This is a genomic window from Megasphaera sueciensis (assembly GCF_050219315.1).
Lineage (GTDB): Bacteria > Bacillota > Negativicutes > Veillonellales > Megasphaeraceae > Megasphaera_A > Megasphaera_A sueciensis.
Genome location: NZ_CP116939.1, coordinates 970,841 through 989,677, shown reverse-complemented (window position 1 = coordinate 989,677; position 18,837 = coordinate 970,841). Strand labels below are relative to the sequence as shown.

Here is an 18,837-nt window from a genome sequence, read left to right as displayed (position 1 = left end):
TATGCGTATATTACATACGGCAGATTGGCATTTGGGAAAAATGTTTTATGGTGAATATGTGACGGAGGATCAGGCATATATTTTGTCAGAACAACTGCTTCCGATGGTACGGGATGAAGGCATTGATGCGGTCGTTTTAGCGGGAGATGTCTATGATCGCAGCTTGCCGCCGACAGAAGCGGTGGAATTATTTGATGAAATAGCAACCAAACTTACGTGTGAACTTAAGGTGCCTCTGCTGCTTATCAGCGGTAATCATGACAGTGCGGTCCGTTTATCCTTCGCCAGCCGTTTGTTGATGCAGCAGCAATTATTTATTGCCGGGGAGCTGACGAAATTGACAGGTCCGGTATTACTGGAGGATGCTTTCGGACCGGTAGCCTTTATTCCGATTCCGTTTGCAGAACCCGCCGTGGTGCGTCATTTTTTAGGAAATGAAGAAATAAGAGATCATCAAACGGCTTTGGCAGGTTTATGTCAGGCGCAGTCCCGAAACCTGCCGAAAGGCATACGTACTGTCTGTATTGCCCATGCGTTTGTGACCGGAGGCAGTATCAGCGATTCAGAGCGCCCCCTATCCGTAGGTGGTTCCAGCTGTGTGGATGCAAGTATTTTCGAGCCGTTTTCGTATACAGCACTGGGCCATCTGCATGGCCCGCAGCAAGCAGGGCGTCCGGAAGTACGGTATGCCGGCAGCCTGATGAAATATTCTTTTAGCGAAGCACATCAGCAAAAGGGTGCTATATTGGTAGATTTGCATAAGGATGGACAGGTTGTTGCAAAGCGGCTGCCGTTTAGTCCCAAACATGATGTACGCATCATAGAGGGGTCTTTTGATACGATTATGAAAGCAGAAGATGACCACAAAGATGATTTTGTTTTGATACGGCTTAGCGATGCAGAGCCCATACTCGATGGCATGGCTAAGGTACGCCGAAAATACCCGAGAGCACTGGCTTTGGAAACACCTAACCGGCAATATGAAGGCAGGAACGAACGTGATTTTGACGTGCGCAATACAACGGAACGGCAATTGTTTGTAAGTTTTACCGAAGCTATGCGTCCGGAACAACCGTTGTCTGAAGCGGAAACAGACTGTGCCAATGGATTATGGGAACAACTGATCAAAGAGGAAGGAGACGGACTGCTATGAAACCGATCTGTTTGGAAATGAATGCGTTCGGTCCCTATGCAGGACGGCAGATTATTGATTTCCGGCTGTTGCGGGACCGTAAGCTGTTTTTGATTTATGGGCCGACGGGAGCTGGGAAAACAACAGTGCTGGATGCGATTTGCTATGCCTTGTACGGAGATACAAGCGGCAATACACGCACAGGAGCCAATATGCGCAGCGAATATGCATCACCGGAACAAACAACCTATGTGACATTTACTTTTGCTATCGGCTTAAAAAAATATAGAATCGAGCGGCAGCCGGAACAGGAGATCGCTAAAAAGCGCGGAACCGGTTTAAAAATAGAATCGGCTTCGGCTGTTTTATATGAACTTTGCGATGACGGAACAGATAAAGCCGTACTGGCCAGCAAAATGGTGACTCCCGCAGTTGAACGGCTCCTCGGGTTTAAGTCGGAACAATTCCGCCAAGTTGTGTTATTGCCGCAAGGTGATTTTCGTAAATTGTTGTTGGCGAATTCCAATGATCGCCAGCAGATCATGCAGGTCTTATTTCATACAGAACGGTACAGCCGTTTTCAAGAATTAGTCAAGCAGCGGCATGATGAAGTACAAGAGAAATATACGGCAATACAATATAAAATAGATCAATATTTGCAGATGAATGATGTCGGGCAGGAGGATTCCCTGGAAATACTGCGACAGGATCTTTTGGCGCAGCAAAAGGAGTTAGAAGCCAAAAAGGCCAAGGCACTTGCCAGCCGGGATGCCTATCAACAAGTCGTGCAGCGTGCGCAAGTATTGGCCGATCATTGGCAGGTACTGAAAAATAACCGCAAGGAGAGGGAAGTACTGCAGCAACAGCAGGAAATGATGGAAAAACGGCGCAGTCTGATTGAACAGCTAAAAAAAGCACAACTACTGGCCGAACCATGTCGTACACTCGAAGAGATACAACGGCAGGGCATAGCGGCAGGGACGGCACTGGAGAAAGCGGCGGTAAAATCAAAGCAAGCAGCGGCGGCACTCCGGGATATGGCTGCATATCAGCAGGCTCTGGAAGCCCAGCAAGAGGATATGCGCAAAAATCGGGAACGAATCGTGCAGCTCCACGGGTATGTGGAAAAGGCTCATGAATGTACCGAACTGGGAAGACAGTACGATAGGCTCCAAAAAAAATCGCAGGAGGCAGGGCTTCGCCTGCAGCATATCCTTTCGCAAAAAGAAGATTGCAAAAAAGCGATAGCAGCGGCGGCTCCTATTGTGGAAAAACAGCAGCAGCTTTTTGTTGCCTTGGAAAAGAACAAAGGAGAGGAAAAAAATCTCCGGGACCGCCTGCAGCAGGAACAGCATATAGATCAGCTGATGACGACAATCAACCGTACACAAAAACAAAGGACGGAGGCAGTACAAGCTTATACGAAACAGCAGCAGCAGGCACAGCAGGATGCGGTAGACTATGAGTCGGTGCAGACACTGTTTTTACAGGGACAAGCTGCTCTGCTGGCCCAGGGGCTAAAAGACGGAAGTCCTTGTCCGGTCTGCGGTTCACGGGAACATCCCCAGCCGGCTGCGGCAGCCGCACACCTTCCGCAGAAGGAAGATGTGGAGCGCCGCAAGCATATCGCTGCCACCAGTGAGAAAGGACGGCAGCAGGCGGAGGGAGCCGTACAAAAACTGGAAGCCGCATTGGCGGAACAGCAGCGTCAGTATGAATTACTTCGTTCTCAGTATGTAGAAGAGGGAAGCCTGGCAGAATGGGCACAGCGGCTGGCCGAAAAAAAAGCTGCCGGAGCAGTGCTGGAAAGTACTGCTGCACAGACTAAGCAGATGCAGAAACAGCTGCAGGATCGTCAAAGCGAATTAAAACAATGGGAAGAACAGGAAACTGCGGCTCGCAGCAGCGCGGAGGAAGCGCGTCTACATTTTGCGCGGACGGCAGAAGCCAAACAACGGGCAGAAAATGAACTTCCCGAGATATATCGTATAGAACAAACCCTGCAGCTGGATATCCAACGACTGGAAATGAAAGTAGCTGACTATGAAAAGAAGACAGCGGCGGCCCGGGAAAATCTAACGGCTGCGCAAAAGGCAGATGCAGGATACCAGGAACAGGTCAGATTACTGACGCAGCAGGTGGAAACACTGCGCAACCAATATTCTGAAAGCATGGAGGAAGTGAAGAAACGGGTGGTGCAGGCCGGATTCTCTACAGTCCAGGAATGCAGGATGCTGCAAAACGATATTCCCCGCCTGCCGGAAGAAGAAAAGAAATTGGCTCGCTATGAACAACTTCTTCAGCAGACAGCCGGCCGGATATCACAGGAGGAAGCTGCAATCGGTCAGGAACCGGAGCCGGACGTGGAACAGTATGCAAAGGAACTGCAGATGAAAAATCAAATATGGCAGCAGCTTTCCGATCAGGAAGCCGCTGTCAGAAGCCGGTACAATACCTTGAAAAAAGGACTCGGACAGCTGCGGTCTTGGCATACGGAACAAACGGCACTCACAGAACAGTATAAAACGGTAGGTTCTTTGTATGACTTAGTTAGCGGTAAAGTGACAGGAATCAACTTTGAACGATATATTTTAGGCGCGCTGCTTGATGAAGTACTGCAGGCGGCTAATCTGCGGCTAAGTGACATGAGCCGCAGGCGCTATCAATTGCAGCGATCCCATACTTGGGAGGATAAGCGCATCAAGCAGATCGGTTTGGATATTGAGGTATTTGACAATTATACGGGATACGCCCGTCCGGCCAATACCTTATCCGGCGGAGAAACTTTTCTGGCCTCGCTGGCGTTGGCCTTGGGATTGGCAGATGTAGTGCAAGCCTATTCCGGCGGCATCCATTTGGATACTATTTTTATTGATGAAGGCTTTGGCACACTGGATGCAGAAACATTGGATTTTGCTTTAAAAGCGCTGTTGGATTTACGGCAGGATGGACGACTGGTGGGAATTATTTCACATGTGCCGGAACTGCGGGAACGTATCGATACACGGTTAGCCGTGCAAAAAACGGACAGAGGCAGCACCGCAGCCTTCGAATTGTTGTGAATAATAAAATTATATAAAAATATTTGATAATTCGACACCTAAAAGGTATAATATTAAGCAACAGCAATTTTAGTTAAAGATAGGATGGAAAAGAGGGGGAACAGAGTGTCTATTGAAAAAGTAAAAGAATATTTTTCACAATGGAATATGCAGGACCGAGTCCGGGAATTGGATCATTCCAGCGCAACCGTGGAAGAAGCGGCGGCTGCTTTGCATACAGAAGGGAAACGGATTGCCAAGACGATGTCTTTTATGGTAGATACGCAGCCGATTCTTGTAGTCATGGCCGGGGATGCACGGGTGGATAATCATAAATTCAAGGAACGATTTCATAAAAAAGCATCGATGATCAAAACCGACGCGGTTGAAGAGGTGATCGGTCATCCGGTGGGCGGGGTCTGCCCGTTCGCGATCAAACCGAACGTCAAAGTGTTCCTGGATGACTCCTTGAAACGTTTTACAACCGTGTTTCCTGCCTGTGGAACGGGAAACAGTGCCATTGAATTGACGCTTCCGGAATTGGAAAAATATTCCCATTCGTCAGCATGGGTACAGGTTTCTAAAGGCTGGCAAATCGGATAGGAGGGATATCTATGCAATATACGTTTAAACATACTAATTTCAACGTTTTGAATTTACAGAAAAGCATGAATTTTTATCAGGAAGCATTGGGACTGAAGGAAGTGCGCCGTATTGAAAAGGATGCGTTTACAATCGTTTATTTAGGTGACGGCGTATCGGACTTCTGTCTGGAATTGACTTGGTTGAAGAATCGGAAAGAATCATATAATTTAGGAGAAAACGAATTCCATACGGCCTTCAGTGTTTCTGATATAGAGGCATCACATGAAAAACATGAAGCCATGGGGTGTGTCGTATACGATAACCCGGCCATGGGAATTTATTTTATTGCGGATCCCGATGGATATTGGCTGGAAGTAGTGCCTGAAAGGAAATAGGATGAAAAACGAATATACACAGCGGACAGTGCGGCTGATCGGACAGGAAAAAGTAGATATACTGGCCGAAAAAACAGTGTTGATTTTTGGCTTGGGCGGAGTCGGATCTTATGTTGTTGAGGCCTTGGTACGAGCGGGTGTCGGTACCTTGATCCTGGTGGACAAAGATGTGTTTGATCCATCCAATATCAATCGGCAATTAGGTGCGACCGTTAATACGATAGGCTGTTACAAGACAGAAGTCATGGCAGCCAGAGCGCGTATTATCAATCCCGATATCATCGTACGTTCCCGGTGTTTATTTTATCAACCGGGCAAAGACGAAGGATATATTTCTGGTTCCGGAGCCGATTACATTGTGGATGCCATTGATACGATCAGCAGCAAAATCGGCATTATTGAAGAAGCGTATCATGCCGGGATTCCCGTCATATCTTCTATGGGAGCAGGAAACAAGCTGCATCCCGAATTATTTGAATTAGCAGAAATTGAAAAAACGTCGGTGTGTCCTATGGCTAAAGTCATGCGACGTGAATTGAAGAAACGGGATATTCGCCACATTAAGGTTGTATATTCTAAGGAAATGCCGCGTCCGATACAAGTGCCGGACGATGCGGTACATCCCAGCCCCGGCAGTATTTCGTTTGTACCTTCTGCATGTGGCTTGATTATTGCCGGTGCGGTGGTACGGGATTTAACGGGATTACCATAATTACAATACGCAGATGTAAAGGAATATGAAAATGGATACGATGGTGCTGCAGCATCCTGCACGATTACAATTACATAAAAAGGATGGGACGATGATTTACGGGTATAATCAGGATTGGTTCCATACCTCATGGCAGCGGGCAAGCGGCTGCGGACCAACAGCTGCCGCACTGTTATCGGGTTATGTACTGCAGCGCGACGGATATATGCCGGATAATGCGTTGGACTCTATAGGTAAACGCCGGGAAGCGATGGAACGGGTGTGGGACTATGTGACCCCCAGCCACTGCGGTGGCTTGTACAAAACAGAATGGTTCAGAGATGGGCTGCAGCGATATCTTGATGAAGCCGCGCCGGCGCGATATAGTGTGGAAATGCTGCCTGTGTATCCGTTTCATCTTTGCGAAAAAGGAGCCAAGGATATTGTGGATTTTATCGGAGACGGTCTTGCAGAAGATTCACCGGTCGCTTTTTTAAACCGCAGCCGCGGCAATGAACTGGAACTTAGCAATTGGCACTGGATTTCCATTGTGGCTTTGCTGGGACGAAAACACCACCAATCCCTTTGCTATGACAGCGGCCTGATGACAAGATTTGATCCCGCACGGTGGTTTAAAGAAGCTGTATTGGGTGGGGGATTTGCATATATTAGACGTGCAGGCTGAAGCCTGCTATTCAAAGAGACCGGTCTTGTACCGGTCTTTTTTTAAAAAAATTACAACTATTTTCTTGCAAATATAAAATGATATTTTATAATAGATTTACATGTAAAAAAAGGAGAATAGCTTAATGAATACACCTGAATTGCTTATTTTCGATATGGATGGACTCATGACGGATACAGAACGATTAGCGGCTAAATGCTTAAAAGAAGTGGGACATTTATATGGATATACATTTCCTGACACGTTATTTGATAAGATAAACGGCATGGATAATCGCCGCATTGGATCTGTTTTTCGAACCGAATATGGAGAAGATTTTCCCTATGAACAAATATATGCAGAAAAGAGAAAACTGGCAGCTGCCTATATCGAAGAACATGGTGTACCGGCTAAACCGGGATTGCATGATTGTTTAGCATATGCCCAAAGTCGGCATATATGCTGTGCCGTAGCTTCATCGACACCGTTGGTGCGCATCCGCCAGTATCTGGAGCAGCTGGCGGTTCTCCCGTACTTTGAATTGATACAAAGCGGGGAAGAAATCGAACGTGGTAAACCTTTCCCCGATATATTCCTTACGGTTTGCAGTAAATTGGGAACAGAACCGGCCAATGCGATTGTACTGGAGGATTCAGCAAATGGACTGCGAGCAGCGGCAGCGGCGGCGATTCCTTCTGTTTGGATTCCCGATATGGTGGATATTCCGGCAGATGTGAAAAAAACAGTGTGGAAAGAATTACATAGCTTGCTTGAAGTTCCGGCAGCACTGGAAGAATTGCGGTAAGAAGAGGGGGTAATATACTGTGATAGCAAAGGTTCCTTCGGCGTATATGACGAAGGCATTGATCGTATTTTTGGGAATGCTGGCGGCCATAGCGCCTCTTTCAACGGATATGTATTTGCCGGCGCTTCCTGCAATGATGGCTGATTTCTCGGTAACGCCCTCCATGATTCAAATGACATTGACCGCTTCCATGGCCGGCATGGCGGTGGGACAGATTTTTGCCGGACCGGCCAGTGATGGAAAAGGACGAAAAGGACCGTTGACTGCGGGGATGTTGATTTTTACTGTTTCTACGATTATATGTGCTTGTGTATCATCTATTTCTGTTTTTCTTGTATTTCGATTTATCCAGGGATTTTCCGGCGGGGCCGGTATTGTGATCGCTCGTGCTATTGCCAGAGATGTATGCAAAGGACCGGCATTGACCCGGTTCTTTTCTATTTTGATGTTGGTGAACGGGATTGCCCCGATTTTGGCACCCGTCATAGGCGGTCAGATTTTACGTGTTTTTTCCTGGCGGGGTATTTTTCTGCTTCTCGTATTGATCGGCATTGCCTTAACGGCAGGAGCTTTGCTGATGCGGGAAACATTGCCGGCAGCACAACGCATTTCCGGCGGCTTGCTGGATCATTTAAAAAGTTTCGGCAGTTTATTCGGCAATCGATATTTTATGGGGCATTGTATCATGCAGTGCTTTGCATTTGCCGCCTTCTTTGCCTATATTTCCGGTTCATCCTTTGTATTTCAAAATATATATGGCGTATCGGCGCAGATGTTCAGCTATATTTTTGGGATGAACGGTATCGGACTGATGATCAGTGGGGCTTTGGTGGGGAAATTGACCGGTTGTGTGGAGGATTGGAAGATCCTTCGCATTTCTTTGTATCAGGCGTTGATAGGAAGTCTTGTCCTGCTGTTGTGTTTTATCATGACAGCGCCTCTCCTGCTGGTTGTCTTGGTATTGTTTTTGACGATTCCGACGCTGGCAGCACTCAGTACCAGCAGCTTTTCCATGGCTATGCAGGCTCAGGGGCGAAATGCCGGAGGCGCATCGGCTCTGATCGGTTTTTTCTCCATGATATCCGGCGCTGTGATGGCACCGTTAGTAGGTATTGCCGGTAGTTATACGGCGCTGCCAATGGGACTTATTATGGCTGGCGGGGAAATAGGGGCTATGGTTGCTTTTTATCTATGGATTTATCCTTTTCATAAAAACATCGAAAAAACTAAATAACTTTTCTTTTTTTATATCTATGTGTTAAAATATAAAAAAGACGATAGAGAAAGGAACGTTATTATGAATAAAAAGGCGGAAAAATTTGAAGCTATGCTGAAAGCCGAAGAGATTACGGCGTTTACTATGCGGGAAATGGGAGATGATTTTCATGGCAGCGTATATTACTCCAACTTGCAAATCAAGGGACAGCAGCTGCCGCTTATGGTTATCCTGGATGACAGCATTTACGCTATGCTGCGCGTTTTCGTTGCCGTCAAAGTGGTAACGGCGGAAAATAAAGACAGAATTGCTGTGTATCTTAATGAATGTAACAAGAAATTCAAGGTTTTTAAATATTATATTTCCGATGACGGAGATATTGTGTTGGACAGTTGTCTTGTTGCCGGTGATGATGCCTTTGATGCGGATATGGCCCGGACTATTATCGATGTGATGCTGCAGCATTTGGAGGCAACCTATACTGATACGATGCAATGCGTATGGGGAAGTCCGGCATAAGCCGTACGTATAGAAACATAAACAAGGTACCGCAGCGTGAACAGCCCCCTGCAAGTTGGATTTAAAATCTAACTGCAGGGGGCTGTTCCGTGAAGTGGTACCTTGTTGCATATATGATTATAGATTTCGCGATACTAAGTCTTCCATGGAGATGATATTGCGGTGGAAGGGAATGTCCGGCTGTTCTGTTAAATAGTCGAGGGCATAACCGATAGCGGTTGTTACGCCGTATATAAGACCGTCTTCATCAAGGTCAAATTCCGGAGTATGGTGATTGGCGCCACAGCCCTTTTCTCCATTGGCAATTCCCGTGAAGGTAAGTACACCGGGATACAGCCGCATGGTGAGTGCCATGGTTTCCGAGGCCATCCAGGGTTCGCAGGGTGTCAGTACGGCATCGCCTAAGTATTTTTTTATGGCCTGTTCTGCACGAGTTACACAGATTTCCGCATTGCGCGTTTCGTATAACGGTTTTTTCATATGAATAATTTCATAGGAACAGTTATAATTTTTGCAGTCATTTTCCAACAGTTTTAAAAATTCTTCGTAGAACATTTTTCCGGCATTGTCATAGCTGAAGAATCGGCTGGTACCTGAAAAAATCAAGTCGTTCGGAATGACGTTCAGCACATCGCCGCTATGGAGACTGCCAACGGAGACCGTCAGCGTTTCCATGGGAGAGACAGCCCGCATGCGCAATGCCTGCAGGTCTTTGTAAAATGCGGTAAAGCAGTCAATGGGACTTTGTGCCAAATCAGGACGGGAACCATGGCCGCCGTGTCCTTTGATTTTGATTTTGAATCCAAAGCCGCCGGCCATAGCAGGACCGTGGCAAACTGCCATCTTTCCGGCAGGAATATCCCAGCGTACATGGGTAGCATAGCAGGTATCAATATTCCAGCCACTTTCGTTTTCTAAATACGGCAGTAAATATCGTACGGCATCAGAGCCTTCTTCCCCTTCTTCAAACATGAGAATGACTTTGCCCGGCCAGTTGTCTTTTTGTTCCTGCAGCAGCTTAGCCTCCATGAGCAGCATGGCAATATGGCCATCATGACCGCATGCATGCATTACGCCTTTGTTTTGAGAAATACAGGTGCGTGGGCAGCTGAGGTTTTTTTCGTCTTCTACAATGGGAAGTGCATCTATATCGGCACGCAGCAGAATTGTTTTGCCGTTTCCCTTACCGTCGATCCAGCCGAAAATGCCACCGTTTTTGACGTAATGATAGGCAATACCATAGCTATCCAATTTTTTTTCAATGTATTTCATGGTTTCAAATTCTTCAGCCGACAGCTCCGGGTGTTCGTGGCAATAGCGGCGGATATTTTTCAATTCTTCGAAATGTTGCATTACTGTTTCTTTTACATTCATTTTATATATCATCCCTTTGTTTTTGGTATGTGATACAGGCCATTGACCGAAAACGATCAATGGCCTGTATCACATATATACTCGAATATGCTAACATTATAATCAGTCTTTCCGGTAAAGTCAATGAAGGAATTCTTGCCGGATGTGTTGAAAAAACAGAAGCGGTGATGCTATAATTACTTACAAAGATAGGTAGAAACGGTACATAGTGACGATATACAGGAGGAGATTCATATGACGAAGCCTATTATGGTTGTGGGAACGATGAGAAACACAGGAAAAAGCTGGATTGTTACCGGATTATGCCGGATTTTTCATCAAGATGGTAAATCGGTGGCTCCTTTTAAAGCACAAAATACGGCAAGCAGTTCTTTTATTACGGATACAGGAGAAGAAATCAGCAGGGCGCAGGCTGTTCAGGCTGAAGCCGCGGATATTGAACCTACGAGTTTGATGAATCCCGTACTGCTGAAGCCTGTCGGAGAAAAAACATTTCAAGTGATTGTGCAGGGGCATCCTGTCGGCAGCATGACGGCGGATACATTCCAGATATATCACGATAAGAAGCTGGGGGCTGTTTTGCGGGAGTCTTATGAAGCATTGGCGGCCGTCTACGATATTGTTATTCTGGAAGGGGCGGGAAACCCATCGAAAGTCGATTCCAGTGAAGATGACCTGGCTAATATGGGGATGGCTAAAGTGGCACAGGCACCGGGAATCCTGGTTGCCGATATGGATAGAGGCGGTGTTTTTGCGACGCTGTTTGGAACTATTATGCTGATGCGGCCGGAAGAACGGGTGATGATCAAGGGGATTATTATCAACAAATTCAGTGGAGAACCCGACAGCTTGACGTCTGGGCTGCGCATGATTGAAGAAAAAACAGGAATTCCCGTTTTAGGTGTTGTTCCCATGGCTAATATCGATATAGAAGATAATCTGTCCGCAAGCATCAAAAGTGATGATGTGGAAAAAATTATTACCATCGACGTTATAGCGCTGCCGCATATTTCTAATTTTACGGACTTTAATGCGTTTGAATGTATTCCCGGCGTTGCATTGCGTTATATTCATAAGGGAAGCGAATTAACTGATCCGGATATGATCATTATTCCCGGGACATTGAATACGATCGGTGATTTGAAATGGATGCGCCAGAATGGCATAGAAGAAGCGATCTTAACGAAGGCTCGTGAAGGCGTCGTGGTATTTGGTGTTTGCGGCGGGTATCAGATGATGGGAGAAAAACTGGCTGATCCCTATCATGTAGAAGAAGGCGGTGTACTGAAAGGAATGGGACTGCTCAAGACAGATACGATGTTTTCCGACCGGAAACGGACTTTTCGCGTGGAAGGATTTTTTGGCAATGTCCGAGGTATCTTTCGCCAACTAAAAGGCAAACGCTTTTATGGATATGAAATTCATTCAGGGATTACCGATTTTCCTACGGAAGACTGCTTAACGCATATGCGGCCGACGTATGAACCGGGAGAAATAGTGCCGGAAGGTTCCCAGTATGTTGATGATGTGATGAATGTGTACGGAACGTTTATACATGGCATATTTGATTGTGAAGGCGTAGCGTCGACGATGGCCCGGGCACTTTTCTCCAAGAAAGGAAGAAAACCAGCTGACATGCAGAGTGTTAATTATCGCTCTTATAAACAAGAACAGTATGATAAACTGGCGGATTGCCTGCGTCGGCATATCGATATGGAGAAAATCTACAAGATAGTGGAGGAAGGATTATAATGGAGACCGGACTGATTCATGTATATTGCGGTGATGGCAAGGGGAAAACAACGGCTGCGCTGGGACTTGCTGTTCGCTGTGCGGGAAGGGGCGGAAAGATATTGTTTGTCCAGTTTCTCAAGGATCGTCCGACAGGAGAACTTGCATCCTTAGCCTTGATTCCCGGGATTACCGTAGTGCGGGGAACGGGAAATAAAAAATTTACCTTCCAAATGACAAAGGCCGAACGGAAGAAAGCACATGATATACAGAATTCCTTATTTGATACGGTGCTGGCGCAATGCCATACACGGCATCTTGATATGCTGGTATTGGATGAGATCTTGGTGGCCTGCAGTACGGGTCTGGTCGATGAATCAAAGCTGCTTTCATTTCTGCGTACTAAACCGGCTAAGCTGGAGGTCGTTTTGACGGGACGCGGTCCTTCCCAAGCGGTGATAGACGCCGCTGATTATGTATCGGAAATCTGTAAACGCAAGCATCCATATGATAGAGGACAGGTTGCGCGAATCGGCATAGAAGAATAATTTTTTTAAGGCACCGGTACGGTAATGTGCACAGATTTTATAATAAAAATAGGAGGGAGCAAGGGCTCTCTCCTATTTTATTCCCAATATTTTCTTGATTTCTTTGAGGTGGCTTTTACCTATTGGAATTTCGCCTAATTCTTTTTTTCCGGGTAATGGAATTTTCAGCCAATATGTGCTTTTATACCAGGGAAGGATCTCTCGGACTTGGGACAGATTGACCAGATAACTGCGATGTACACGCTTAATCGATGTATCCTTTAATTTTTCTTCTAAGGAGGATAGCGTATCATTATATGTATACATGCCGCTTAACGCGATTACATGGACGACGCCGCCGGTTACATGGATATACAGTATTTCCGACATGTCGACCAAGTTGATATGTCCGTTTTTTTCTACGACTAACTTATGCAGCGGTCTGGGAGAAATTTTTGGCAGGGAATCATCGATAGAATGAAGTTTTCTGTTTTTTTCGGCAGAAGACAGTTCTTTTAAACGGGCAATGGTATCATCGAGCCGTTCTTCATCGAACGGCTTCAGCAGGTAGTCTATGGCATGGACATCAAACGCATTGATTGCATATTCATCGTATGCTGTGGCGAAAACAATCAAGGTATTCTGTGATAATTTACGGATAATACGGGCTGTTTCTATCCCGCTGATACTGCGCATCTGGATATCGAGGAATACGACATCCGGTTTCAGCTGCGCGGTTTTGGCAACGGCTTCTTCCCCGCTGTCGCACTCGGCACAGATAGTTAAATCGCTGTAGCGGGATAATAAATAGTGGAGTTCATCGCGAGCCGGTTTTTCGTCGTCTACAATGATGACATTAAGCATGAACTATAACCTCCTTTGATTTTGGCACCGTTGTTGGCAATAATTGTTTCGGCAAATGAACGAAGACCGTGGTTCCCTGCCCTAAGGTGCTTTCGATCTTAAGGCCGTAACGGTCTCCGTACAAGCCTTGAAGGCGCGCGTTGACATTATATAATCCAATATGATCTTGCTGTTCATGGAACACTTCGTCAGTTACGGTCATGCCGATACCGTCGTCCTGGATGGTAAAGCAAATCGTATCCTCTTCTAATGATCCTTTTATTGATAAAGTTCCACCGTTTTCTTTTTTGTGCAGGCCGTGTTGCAGCGCATTTTCAACAAGAGGTTGCAGCGTCAAGGATGGAATTCCGTAGGAGAAAATGTCAGGATCAATAGATTCTGTAATGGATAATTTATCGCCATCCCGTATTTTAGCAATTTCCAAATAGGCGTGAACTTGGAAGAGTTCTTCGCGGATAGAAATGATTTTCCCTGTTTTTTGCAGGGAAAATCGGAATAAGGAGCTTAGCTTAGTTAAGATATGACGTGCCGTATCCGGTTGTGTACGGATGAGCGATGAAATCGTATTTAACGTATTGAACAGGAAATGCGGGTTGATTTGCATGTGAAGTGCCATCAATTTCGCTTTGTCGGCCAACTTTGACTGGTTGTCCAGTTCTGCTAAATCAAGTTGAGTTGAAAAAAGTGTGCCGATATCCTTGGCGAAAACAAAATCGGAATGACTGATAGCATTTGCCTGTGTATAATACATTTTTAGAGTACCGGCTAAATGGTTGCGTTTAAATAAAGGTACGACGATTGCCGAGGCTAGTTTGCAGCCGGGGTAAGAGCAGCCGATTTCCTCGTGATTGGTAGCGACGGTTATTTTTCCGGTTTTCAAGGTATGACAAGTGGCACTGGTGAGGCCATCATTGCGATGGGGACCATGGTGTGCACTTTCGGCTCCGGCAAATCCCAGTACTTCCGTCGTATTTGTCAAGGCAACGGCTTGGTAATCTGTTGTTTGAAGAATGATATTGACAGCGGCCTGGGCATTTTTTTCCGTCAGTCCCGTACGAAGGTATGGCAAGGTATGATTTGCGATATGCAGCGCTCGATGAGATTGTTCGGCAGAAATTCTGTCTTCTTGTTCAAAGGCCCGACGGACGATGACCATAAAGATGACAAGACCCATGGAATTAGCTGCCGTCATGGGAAATCCGATGGTATTGACTAATTCCAAGGCGCGCGAAAACGGATATGCCGTGAGCAAAATCATAACCATTTGTAGGATATTGACGGTAATTCCCAATGTAAAAATAACGATCCAAGGTATTTTTTTCTTTTGATAATAATAGCATATAAAGCCGGAAATCAAACCTGAGAACATACAGGACAAGGAACAGGGCAGCGCGGTGAAGCCGCCCATCGTATAACGGTGGATTCCCGTAATGATCCCTACAACAGTGCCGATAATCGGTCCGAATAGCAGACCGCAGAGCATGATGATGACTTCGCGGGAGTTGGCAATGGCATCATTGATGGGTACACCGGCATAGGAGCAAAAAATACCCATGCCACTGAATAAAAGAATAATAATGACATTTCCCATAGAACCTATTTTACGTGTGAGGACTTGATGAAATACGGTCGTTTGCGTCAGCATATAGCCGGATATGGCGACGAGGCTGATGCGTTCCAGCATTTCTAATAACAAATTGGATATGACAAGCATCTTTATATAAATCCTTTCTCATAAATAGATAGTATAATACCATCTTAGTATAGCATATTTGCATGTACATTCAATCGGTAGAAAGAAAAATTCATTTATATGAAAGGCGCTCTATGGTATAATTAAATCATTACAGTATATTTATCCGTTGTGTGAGGTGTGTACCAAATTGGAACAAGCTGTGCGAAAAGTCTTAATAGCATTAACCGGTAAAGGCTATGAAGCGTATATCGTCGGAGGCGCTGTACGGGATTTATTGCTGCATCAGGTACCCCACGATTATGATATTACGACCTCCGCCCATCCGGAGGAAATCCGTGCGGTTGCCGATGAGCAGGGATGGCGTGTTGTAGATATACAAGGCGCCCAGTTCGGTATTATCGCGATTCTTGTGGATTCTGTGGTTGTAGAGACGGCAACCTTTCGCGGAGAATCCTATGGGACCGATAGCCACCGGCCTGAAAAGATATGGTATGCGACTACGCTGCAAGAGGATGTAAGCCGCCGTGATTTTACGGTGAATGCGTTGGCAATGGACGTATCCGGAACGATATACGATTATGTAGGCGGATGCAAGGATATACGTAAGAAGCGTCTGGCCGCGGTGGGGGATCCCGTGCGTCGGTTTCAAGAAGATGCACTGCGGCTGTTTCGTGTCTGTCGTTTTACGGGACAATTGGATTTTTTGCCGACTAAAGATGTATTGGCAGCGATGCCGCGTGCATTTTCCCGTGTAGAGGGCCTTTCGTTGGCACGTGTTGTTGCTGAAATTGACAAACTTATGGTTACACCGTATGTCGCAAAAGGCTTGGATGTTTTAGTGCGGTCCGGACTGGGTGACTGTTGCTGCCGAAAGAAAAAAAGCGGCGTCTATACACTTGTTCCGATTTTACCGGAATTAGCACATTTGCCGCATACACCGCAGTCCCGTCCTTTTCATGCTTTTGACGCATGGTTCCATACGCTGGCAGCGGTAGCACATACACCGCCGGAGCTGACGGTACGGTATGCGGCACTGTTCCATGATGTAGCCAAAGGGCTTCCCGGTATTCGCGGTGTCCATCAAGGACGCCTGACAGATTATGGACATGATGAAAAGGGTGCAGCAATAGCAGCACAGATTTTAACTCGCTGGGAAAAACCGGAAGCCTGGGTGTGTCGGGTAGCCTGGCTTGTAAAAACGCATATGAAATTCCATTATTTTGCCAATACGGGGATGGGAGATGTGGATAAGTGGCTGCGCAAGGAAGCACAGCAAGGTCCATTCCACAGAACAGGTGATCTTACCGAGGCAGTCGGACAGGCGACGCAGCTGGCTATCGGCGATGTGCTGGCTTGCAGCGGTTCGTCTGATACCAACGGTACGGCATCTTTTGGAGAATATATGCAGCTGTTGGCTGGACAAATGCCGGTCCATACGAAAGATTTGCATTATGACCGGCGCATACCGGAACAGTGTGGCATTTTAACGGGGGCTTGCTTGCAAGTATTATTGCAGCGAGTACAAAATAAAAATTTAAAAAATGATCCGGAGATATTAGCCAAGGCTGCCGGCAAATGGTTACAGCGGCAGCGTGGGGCTTATGATAATGACGATGAAAGCAAACAATAAAACTTGTACTAACAATCGAATACGCAGGAGAATCAGTACTTGCTTGGTTCTTCTTCTCGGCATGTGCATTATCATCGGAGGCCGGCTTTTTTGGCTGCAGGTCGTTCAAGGCAGCATGTTAGCGAAACGGGCGGATATGCAGTCGGAAGAAGATCGAAAACTGCAATCACCGCGGGGGACTATTTTTGATAGAAACGGGAATATACTTGCCGTAAGTTCTATTGCCAAATCATTGTATGCGGATCCTACGATGATTAATCGGTCACCCGCGGAGTTAGCTGTACTTTTAGCTCCGTACATTAATCTTGAACCGCAGCAAATCCAAGAACGGTTGCAGCGGGATACGGCGTTTGTCTGGCTGCAGCGGACGATGGATCACGAAAAATACGAAGCGCTGCAAGTTATGATCCAACGTGAAAAGCTCAAGGGACTGGCATTTATTGATGAAAGCTGCCGTTCTTATCCTAACGGTAGTTTGGCGGCTCAACTTGTCGGTTTTGTCGGGGATAATGACCAAGGACTGGATGGGATTGAAATGGTGCTGGACAAGGAAATTAAAGGAGATGTCCGTAAATTTCGGCTAACGACAGATCGCAATAATATACCTATTTTTGAATCGACGCTGGAGCAAATTTTGCCGGACAAGCAACGATCTGTTCAATTGACGATCGATAATACGATCCAGTATGTAGCGGAAAAAGGACTGGATATGGTCGTGAAGCAAAGTCATCCTACCGGAGCTTCTGTCATTATTATGAATCCTAAAAACGGAGAGATTTTGGCTATGGCCAGCCGGCCTACGTTTGACCCTAACCAGTACGGCAAGGGAAACAGCGAATCCTATAAAAACCGGGCCGTGATCAATATGTATGAACCGGGTTCTACCTTTAAAGCCATTGTGGCGGCAGCTGCTCTGGATGCGGGAACATGGGGAGTAGATACGACATATAATGATGTAGGATATATTAATATTGATGACCGGCAAATCCGCAATTGGGATGAGACCGGCATGGGTATCGTAACATTAAAGGATATATTGAAGTTTTCCATTAATACGGGTATGGCTAATATAGGACTTCATACAGGCGGAGATATTTTGACCTCCTATGCCAAGAAATTTGGGTTTGGCAAACCGACGGATATAGAACTTCCGGGAGAAGGAACGGGGATACTCTTTGATCCCAAAACAATGAGCCGTGTCGATGTAGCGACCATGTCCATCGGGCAAGGTGTGGCAGTTACACCGCTGCAGATGGTGCAGGCTTTTGGGGCGTTGGCAAATGGTGGACATATGATGAGACCTCATGTGCTTAAGGAAATAGATAATCCCGACGGATCGGTATATGAAAAAACGAAATCGCAGGAAATAGGTACGCCTGTTTCGGAGGAAGTGGCGCATACCATCGCTTCTATTTTAGAGCAGGAAGTATCTTCCGGCGGTGGACAGAATGCCAAAGTGGAAGGATATCAATTCTGCGGCAAGACAGGGACGGCACAACGGCTGAATGCCGAAGGAACAGGATATGCAGAAGGGCAGTATATCGGTTCTTTCATCGGATTCGGACCGTACGATGATCCGCAATATGTAGTACTTATCGTTGTTGATAATCCTTCGGGAACTTATTATGGTGCACAAGTGGCAGCACCTATTTTTAAAGAAATGATGACGCAGATCGTACGCATTAAAGGGATACGTCCAACGACTTCCGTTACCCATACCGATCTTCCTAAAAAGCAAGAGGCAATCAAAAAAAGGACGATTCCTGATGTGGTACAAAGCAGTGCCGGTATACTGCTGCCTTCTTTTATCGGCTGGGATAGCCGGGATGTAAATGACTGGCTTGATAAAGCGGATCTCGGATTTGTTCCCAATGGGACAGGACGTGCTGTTTATCAGAATCCGGCCAGTGGCCGGTATGTGGAACCGGGAACGGATGTCCACGTGACATTTATGCGATAGAGGTGAC

Annotated in this window: 16 protein-coding genes; 13 read left to right on the top strand and 3 right to left on the bottom strand. The window is 46.3% G+C overall.

Annotated features, from left to right (window positions below; genetic code table 11):
• The first annotated feature begins 1 nt into the window (after window position 1).
• The 9 genes from NXG62_RS04740 to NXG62_RS04700 all read left to right on the top strand — a co-directional run bounded on the left by NXG62_RS04740 (window position 2) and on the right by NXG62_RS04700 (window position 9,048).
• Window positions 2–1,153: an exonuclease SbcCD subunit D gene (locus tag NXG62_RS04740; protein ID WP_427113814.1), complete on the top strand. Its 1,152-nt coding sequence runs from the start codon at window positions 2–4 to the stop codon at window positions 1,151–1,153.
• Window positions 1,150–4,194, top strand: a complete 3,045-nt coding sequence (locus NXG62_RS04735) for an AAA family ATPase (protein ID WP_427113813.1) — start codon at window positions 1,150–1,152, stop codon at window positions 4,192–4,194. Before NXG62_RS04740 ends, NXG62_RS04735 begins: the two co-directional genes overlap by 4 nt.
• A 105-nt stretch (window positions 4,195–4,299) precedes the next feature.
• Window positions 4,300–4,776 carry a YbaK/EbsC family protein gene (locus NXG62_RS04730; protein WP_427113812.1) on the top strand — a complete coding sequence of 159 codons (477 nt, stop codon included), beginning with the start codon at window positions 4,300–4,302 and terminating at the stop codon, window positions 4,774–4,776.
• Between the two features lie 11 nt (window positions 4,777–4,787).
• Window positions 4,788–5,153 carry a VOC family protein gene (locus tag NXG62_RS04725; protein ID WP_427113811.1) on the top strand — a complete coding sequence of 122 codons (366 nt, stop codon included), beginning with the start codon at window positions 4,788–4,790 and terminating at the stop codon, window positions 5,151–5,153.
• Window position 5,154: 1 nt separating this feature from the next.
• Window positions 5,155–5,865 carry a tRNA threonylcarbamoyladenosine dehydratase gene (locus NXG62_RS04720; RefSeq protein WP_427113810.1) on the top strand — a complete coding sequence of 237 codons (711 nt, stop codon included), beginning with the start codon at window positions 5,155–5,157 and terminating at the stop codon, window positions 5,863–5,865.
• A 31-nt stretch (window positions 5,866–5,896) separates the two neighbouring features.
• Entirely contained in the window at window positions 5,897–6,529 is a 633-nt protein-coding gene (locus NXG62_RS04715; protein ID WP_427113809.1) for a hypothetical protein, read from the top strand.
• Window positions 6,530–6,653: 124 nt separating this feature from the next.
• Window positions 6,654–7,313 (top strand): HAD family hydrolase, encoded by a 660-nt coding sequence (locus NXG62_RS04710; RefSeq protein WP_427113808.1) that lies wholly within the window; start codon window positions 6,654–6,656, stop codon window positions 7,311–7,313.
• Between the two features lie 19 nt (window positions 7,314–7,332).
• On the top strand, window positions 7,333–8,547 hold the full coding sequence (locus NXG62_RS04705) for a multidrug effflux MFS transporter (protein ID WP_427113807.1): 1,215 nt from the start codon (window positions 7,333–7,335) through the stop codon (window positions 8,545–8,547).
• 63 nt (window positions 8,548–8,610) lie between these two features.
• Window positions 8,611–9,048, top strand: a complete 438-nt coding sequence (locus NXG62_RS04700) for a hypothetical protein (protein ID WP_427113806.1) — start codon at window positions 8,611–8,613, stop codon at window positions 9,046–9,048.
• A gap of 117 nt (window positions 9,049–9,165) precedes the next feature.
• Here NXG62_RS04700 and NXG62_RS04695 read toward each other — a convergent pair whose 3' ends face one another.
• Window positions 9,166–10,422 carry a M20 metallopeptidase family protein gene (locus NXG62_RS04695; RefSeq protein WP_427113805.1) on the bottom strand — a complete coding sequence of 419 codons (1,257 nt, stop codon included), beginning with the start codon at window positions 10,420–10,422 and terminating at the stop codon, window positions 9,166–9,168.
• 234 nt (window positions 10,423–10,656) lie between these two features.
• Between NXG62_RS04695 and NXG62_RS04690 the strand changes: the two genes are divergently transcribed.
• A complete protein-coding gene (locus NXG62_RS04690) occupies window positions 10,657–12,174 on the top strand; it encodes a cobyric acid synthase (RefSeq protein WP_427113804.1) in 1,518 nt (505 codons plus the stop codon).
• Complete coding sequence (locus NXG62_RS04685) at window positions 12,174–12,701, top strand: cob(I)yrinic acid a,c-diamide adenosyltransferase (RefSeq protein WP_427113803.1); 528 nt, start codon at window positions 12,174–12,176, stop codon at window positions 12,699–12,701. The genes NXG62_RS04690 and NXG62_RS04685 overlap by 1 nt, the downstream gene beginning before the upstream one ends.
• 72 nt (window positions 12,702–12,773) lie before the next feature.
• On the opposite strand, the gene NXG62_RS04680 is transcribed toward NXG62_RS04685, so the two are convergent.
• Entirely contained in the window at window positions 12,774–13,544 is a 771-nt protein-coding gene (locus NXG62_RS04680) for a LytR/AlgR family response regulator transcription factor (RefSeq protein WP_427113802.1), read from the bottom strand.
• Window positions 13,537–15,258: a LytS/YhcK type 5TM receptor domain-containing protein gene (locus tag NXG62_RS04675; protein WP_322351574.1), complete on the bottom strand. Its 1,722-nt coding sequence runs from the start codon at window positions 15,256–15,258 to the stop codon at window positions 13,537–13,539. The genes NXG62_RS04680 and NXG62_RS04675 overlap by 8 nt, the downstream gene beginning before the upstream one ends.
• 169 nt (window positions 15,259–15,427) lie before the next feature.
• On the opposite strand from NXG62_RS04675, the gene NXG62_RS04670 reads away from it, so the two are divergent.
• Together NXG62_RS04670 and NXG62_RS04665 are read left to right on the top strand one after the other, a co-directional pair.
• The gene (locus tag NXG62_RS04670; RefSeq protein ID WP_427113801.1) at window positions 15,428–16,870 is read left to right on the top strand and encodes a CCA tRNA nucleotidyltransferase; all 1,443 of its coding nucleotides are present in this window, start codon (window positions 15,428–15,430) and stop codon (window positions 16,868–16,870) included.
• Complete coding sequence (locus tag NXG62_RS04665; RefSeq protein WP_427114242.1) at window positions 16,854–18,830, top strand: penicillin-binding transpeptidase domain-containing protein; 1,977 nt, start codon at window positions 16,854–16,856, stop codon at window positions 18,828–18,830. Before NXG62_RS04670 ends, NXG62_RS04665 begins: the two co-directional genes overlap by 17 nt.
• The last annotated feature ends 7 nt before the right edge of the window (window positions 18,831–18,837 follow it).

Coding starts and splice junctions, on each gene's coding strand:
- NXG62_RS04720 (WP_427113810.1), top strand. CDS start 5,155: ATGAAAAACGAATATACACAGCGGACAGTGCGGCTGATCGGACAGGAA.
- NXG62_RS04690 (WP_427113804.1), top strand. CDS start 10,657: ATGACGAAGCCTATTATGGTTGTGGGAACGATGAGAAACACAGGAAAA.
- NXG62_RS04695 (WP_427113805.1), bottom strand. CDS start 10,422: ATGAATGTAAAAGAAACAGTAATGCAACATTTCGAAGAATTGAAAAAT.
- NXG62_RS04725 (WP_427113811.1), top strand. CDS start 4,788: ATGCAATATACGTTTAAACATACTAATTTCAACGTTTTGAATTTACAG.
- NXG62_RS04715 (WP_427113809.1), top strand. CDS start 5,897: ATGGATACGATGGTGCTGCAGCATCCTGCACGATTACAATTACATAAA.
- NXG62_RS04740 (WP_427113814.1), top strand. CDS start 2: ATGCGTATATTACATACGGCAGATTGGCATTTGGGAAAAATGTTTTAT.
- NXG62_RS04680 (WP_427113802.1), bottom strand. CDS start 13,544: ATGCTTAATGTCATCATTGTAGACGACGAAAAACCGGCTCGCGATGAA.
- NXG62_RS04665 (WP_427114242.1), top strand. CDS start 16,854: ATGAAAGCAAACAATAAAACTTGTACTAACAATCGAATACGCAGGAGA.
- NXG62_RS04685 (WP_427113803.1), top strand. CDS start 12,174: ATGGAGACCGGACTGATTCATGTATATTGCGGTGATGGCAAGGGGAAA.
- NXG62_RS04700 (WP_427113806.1), top strand. CDS start 8,611: ATGAATAAAAAGGCGGAAAAATTTGAAGCTATGCTGAAAGCCGAAGAG.
- NXG62_RS04675 (WP_322351574.1), bottom strand. CDS start 15,258: ATGCTTGTCATATCCAATTTGTTATTAGAAATGCTGGAACGCATCAGC.
- NXG62_RS04710 (WP_427113808.1), top strand. CDS start 6,654: ATGAATACACCTGAATTGCTTATTTTCGATATGGATGGACTCATGACG.
- NXG62_RS04735 (WP_427113813.1), top strand. CDS start 1,150: ATGAAACCGATCTGTTTGGAAATGAATGCGTTCGGTCCCTATGCAGGA.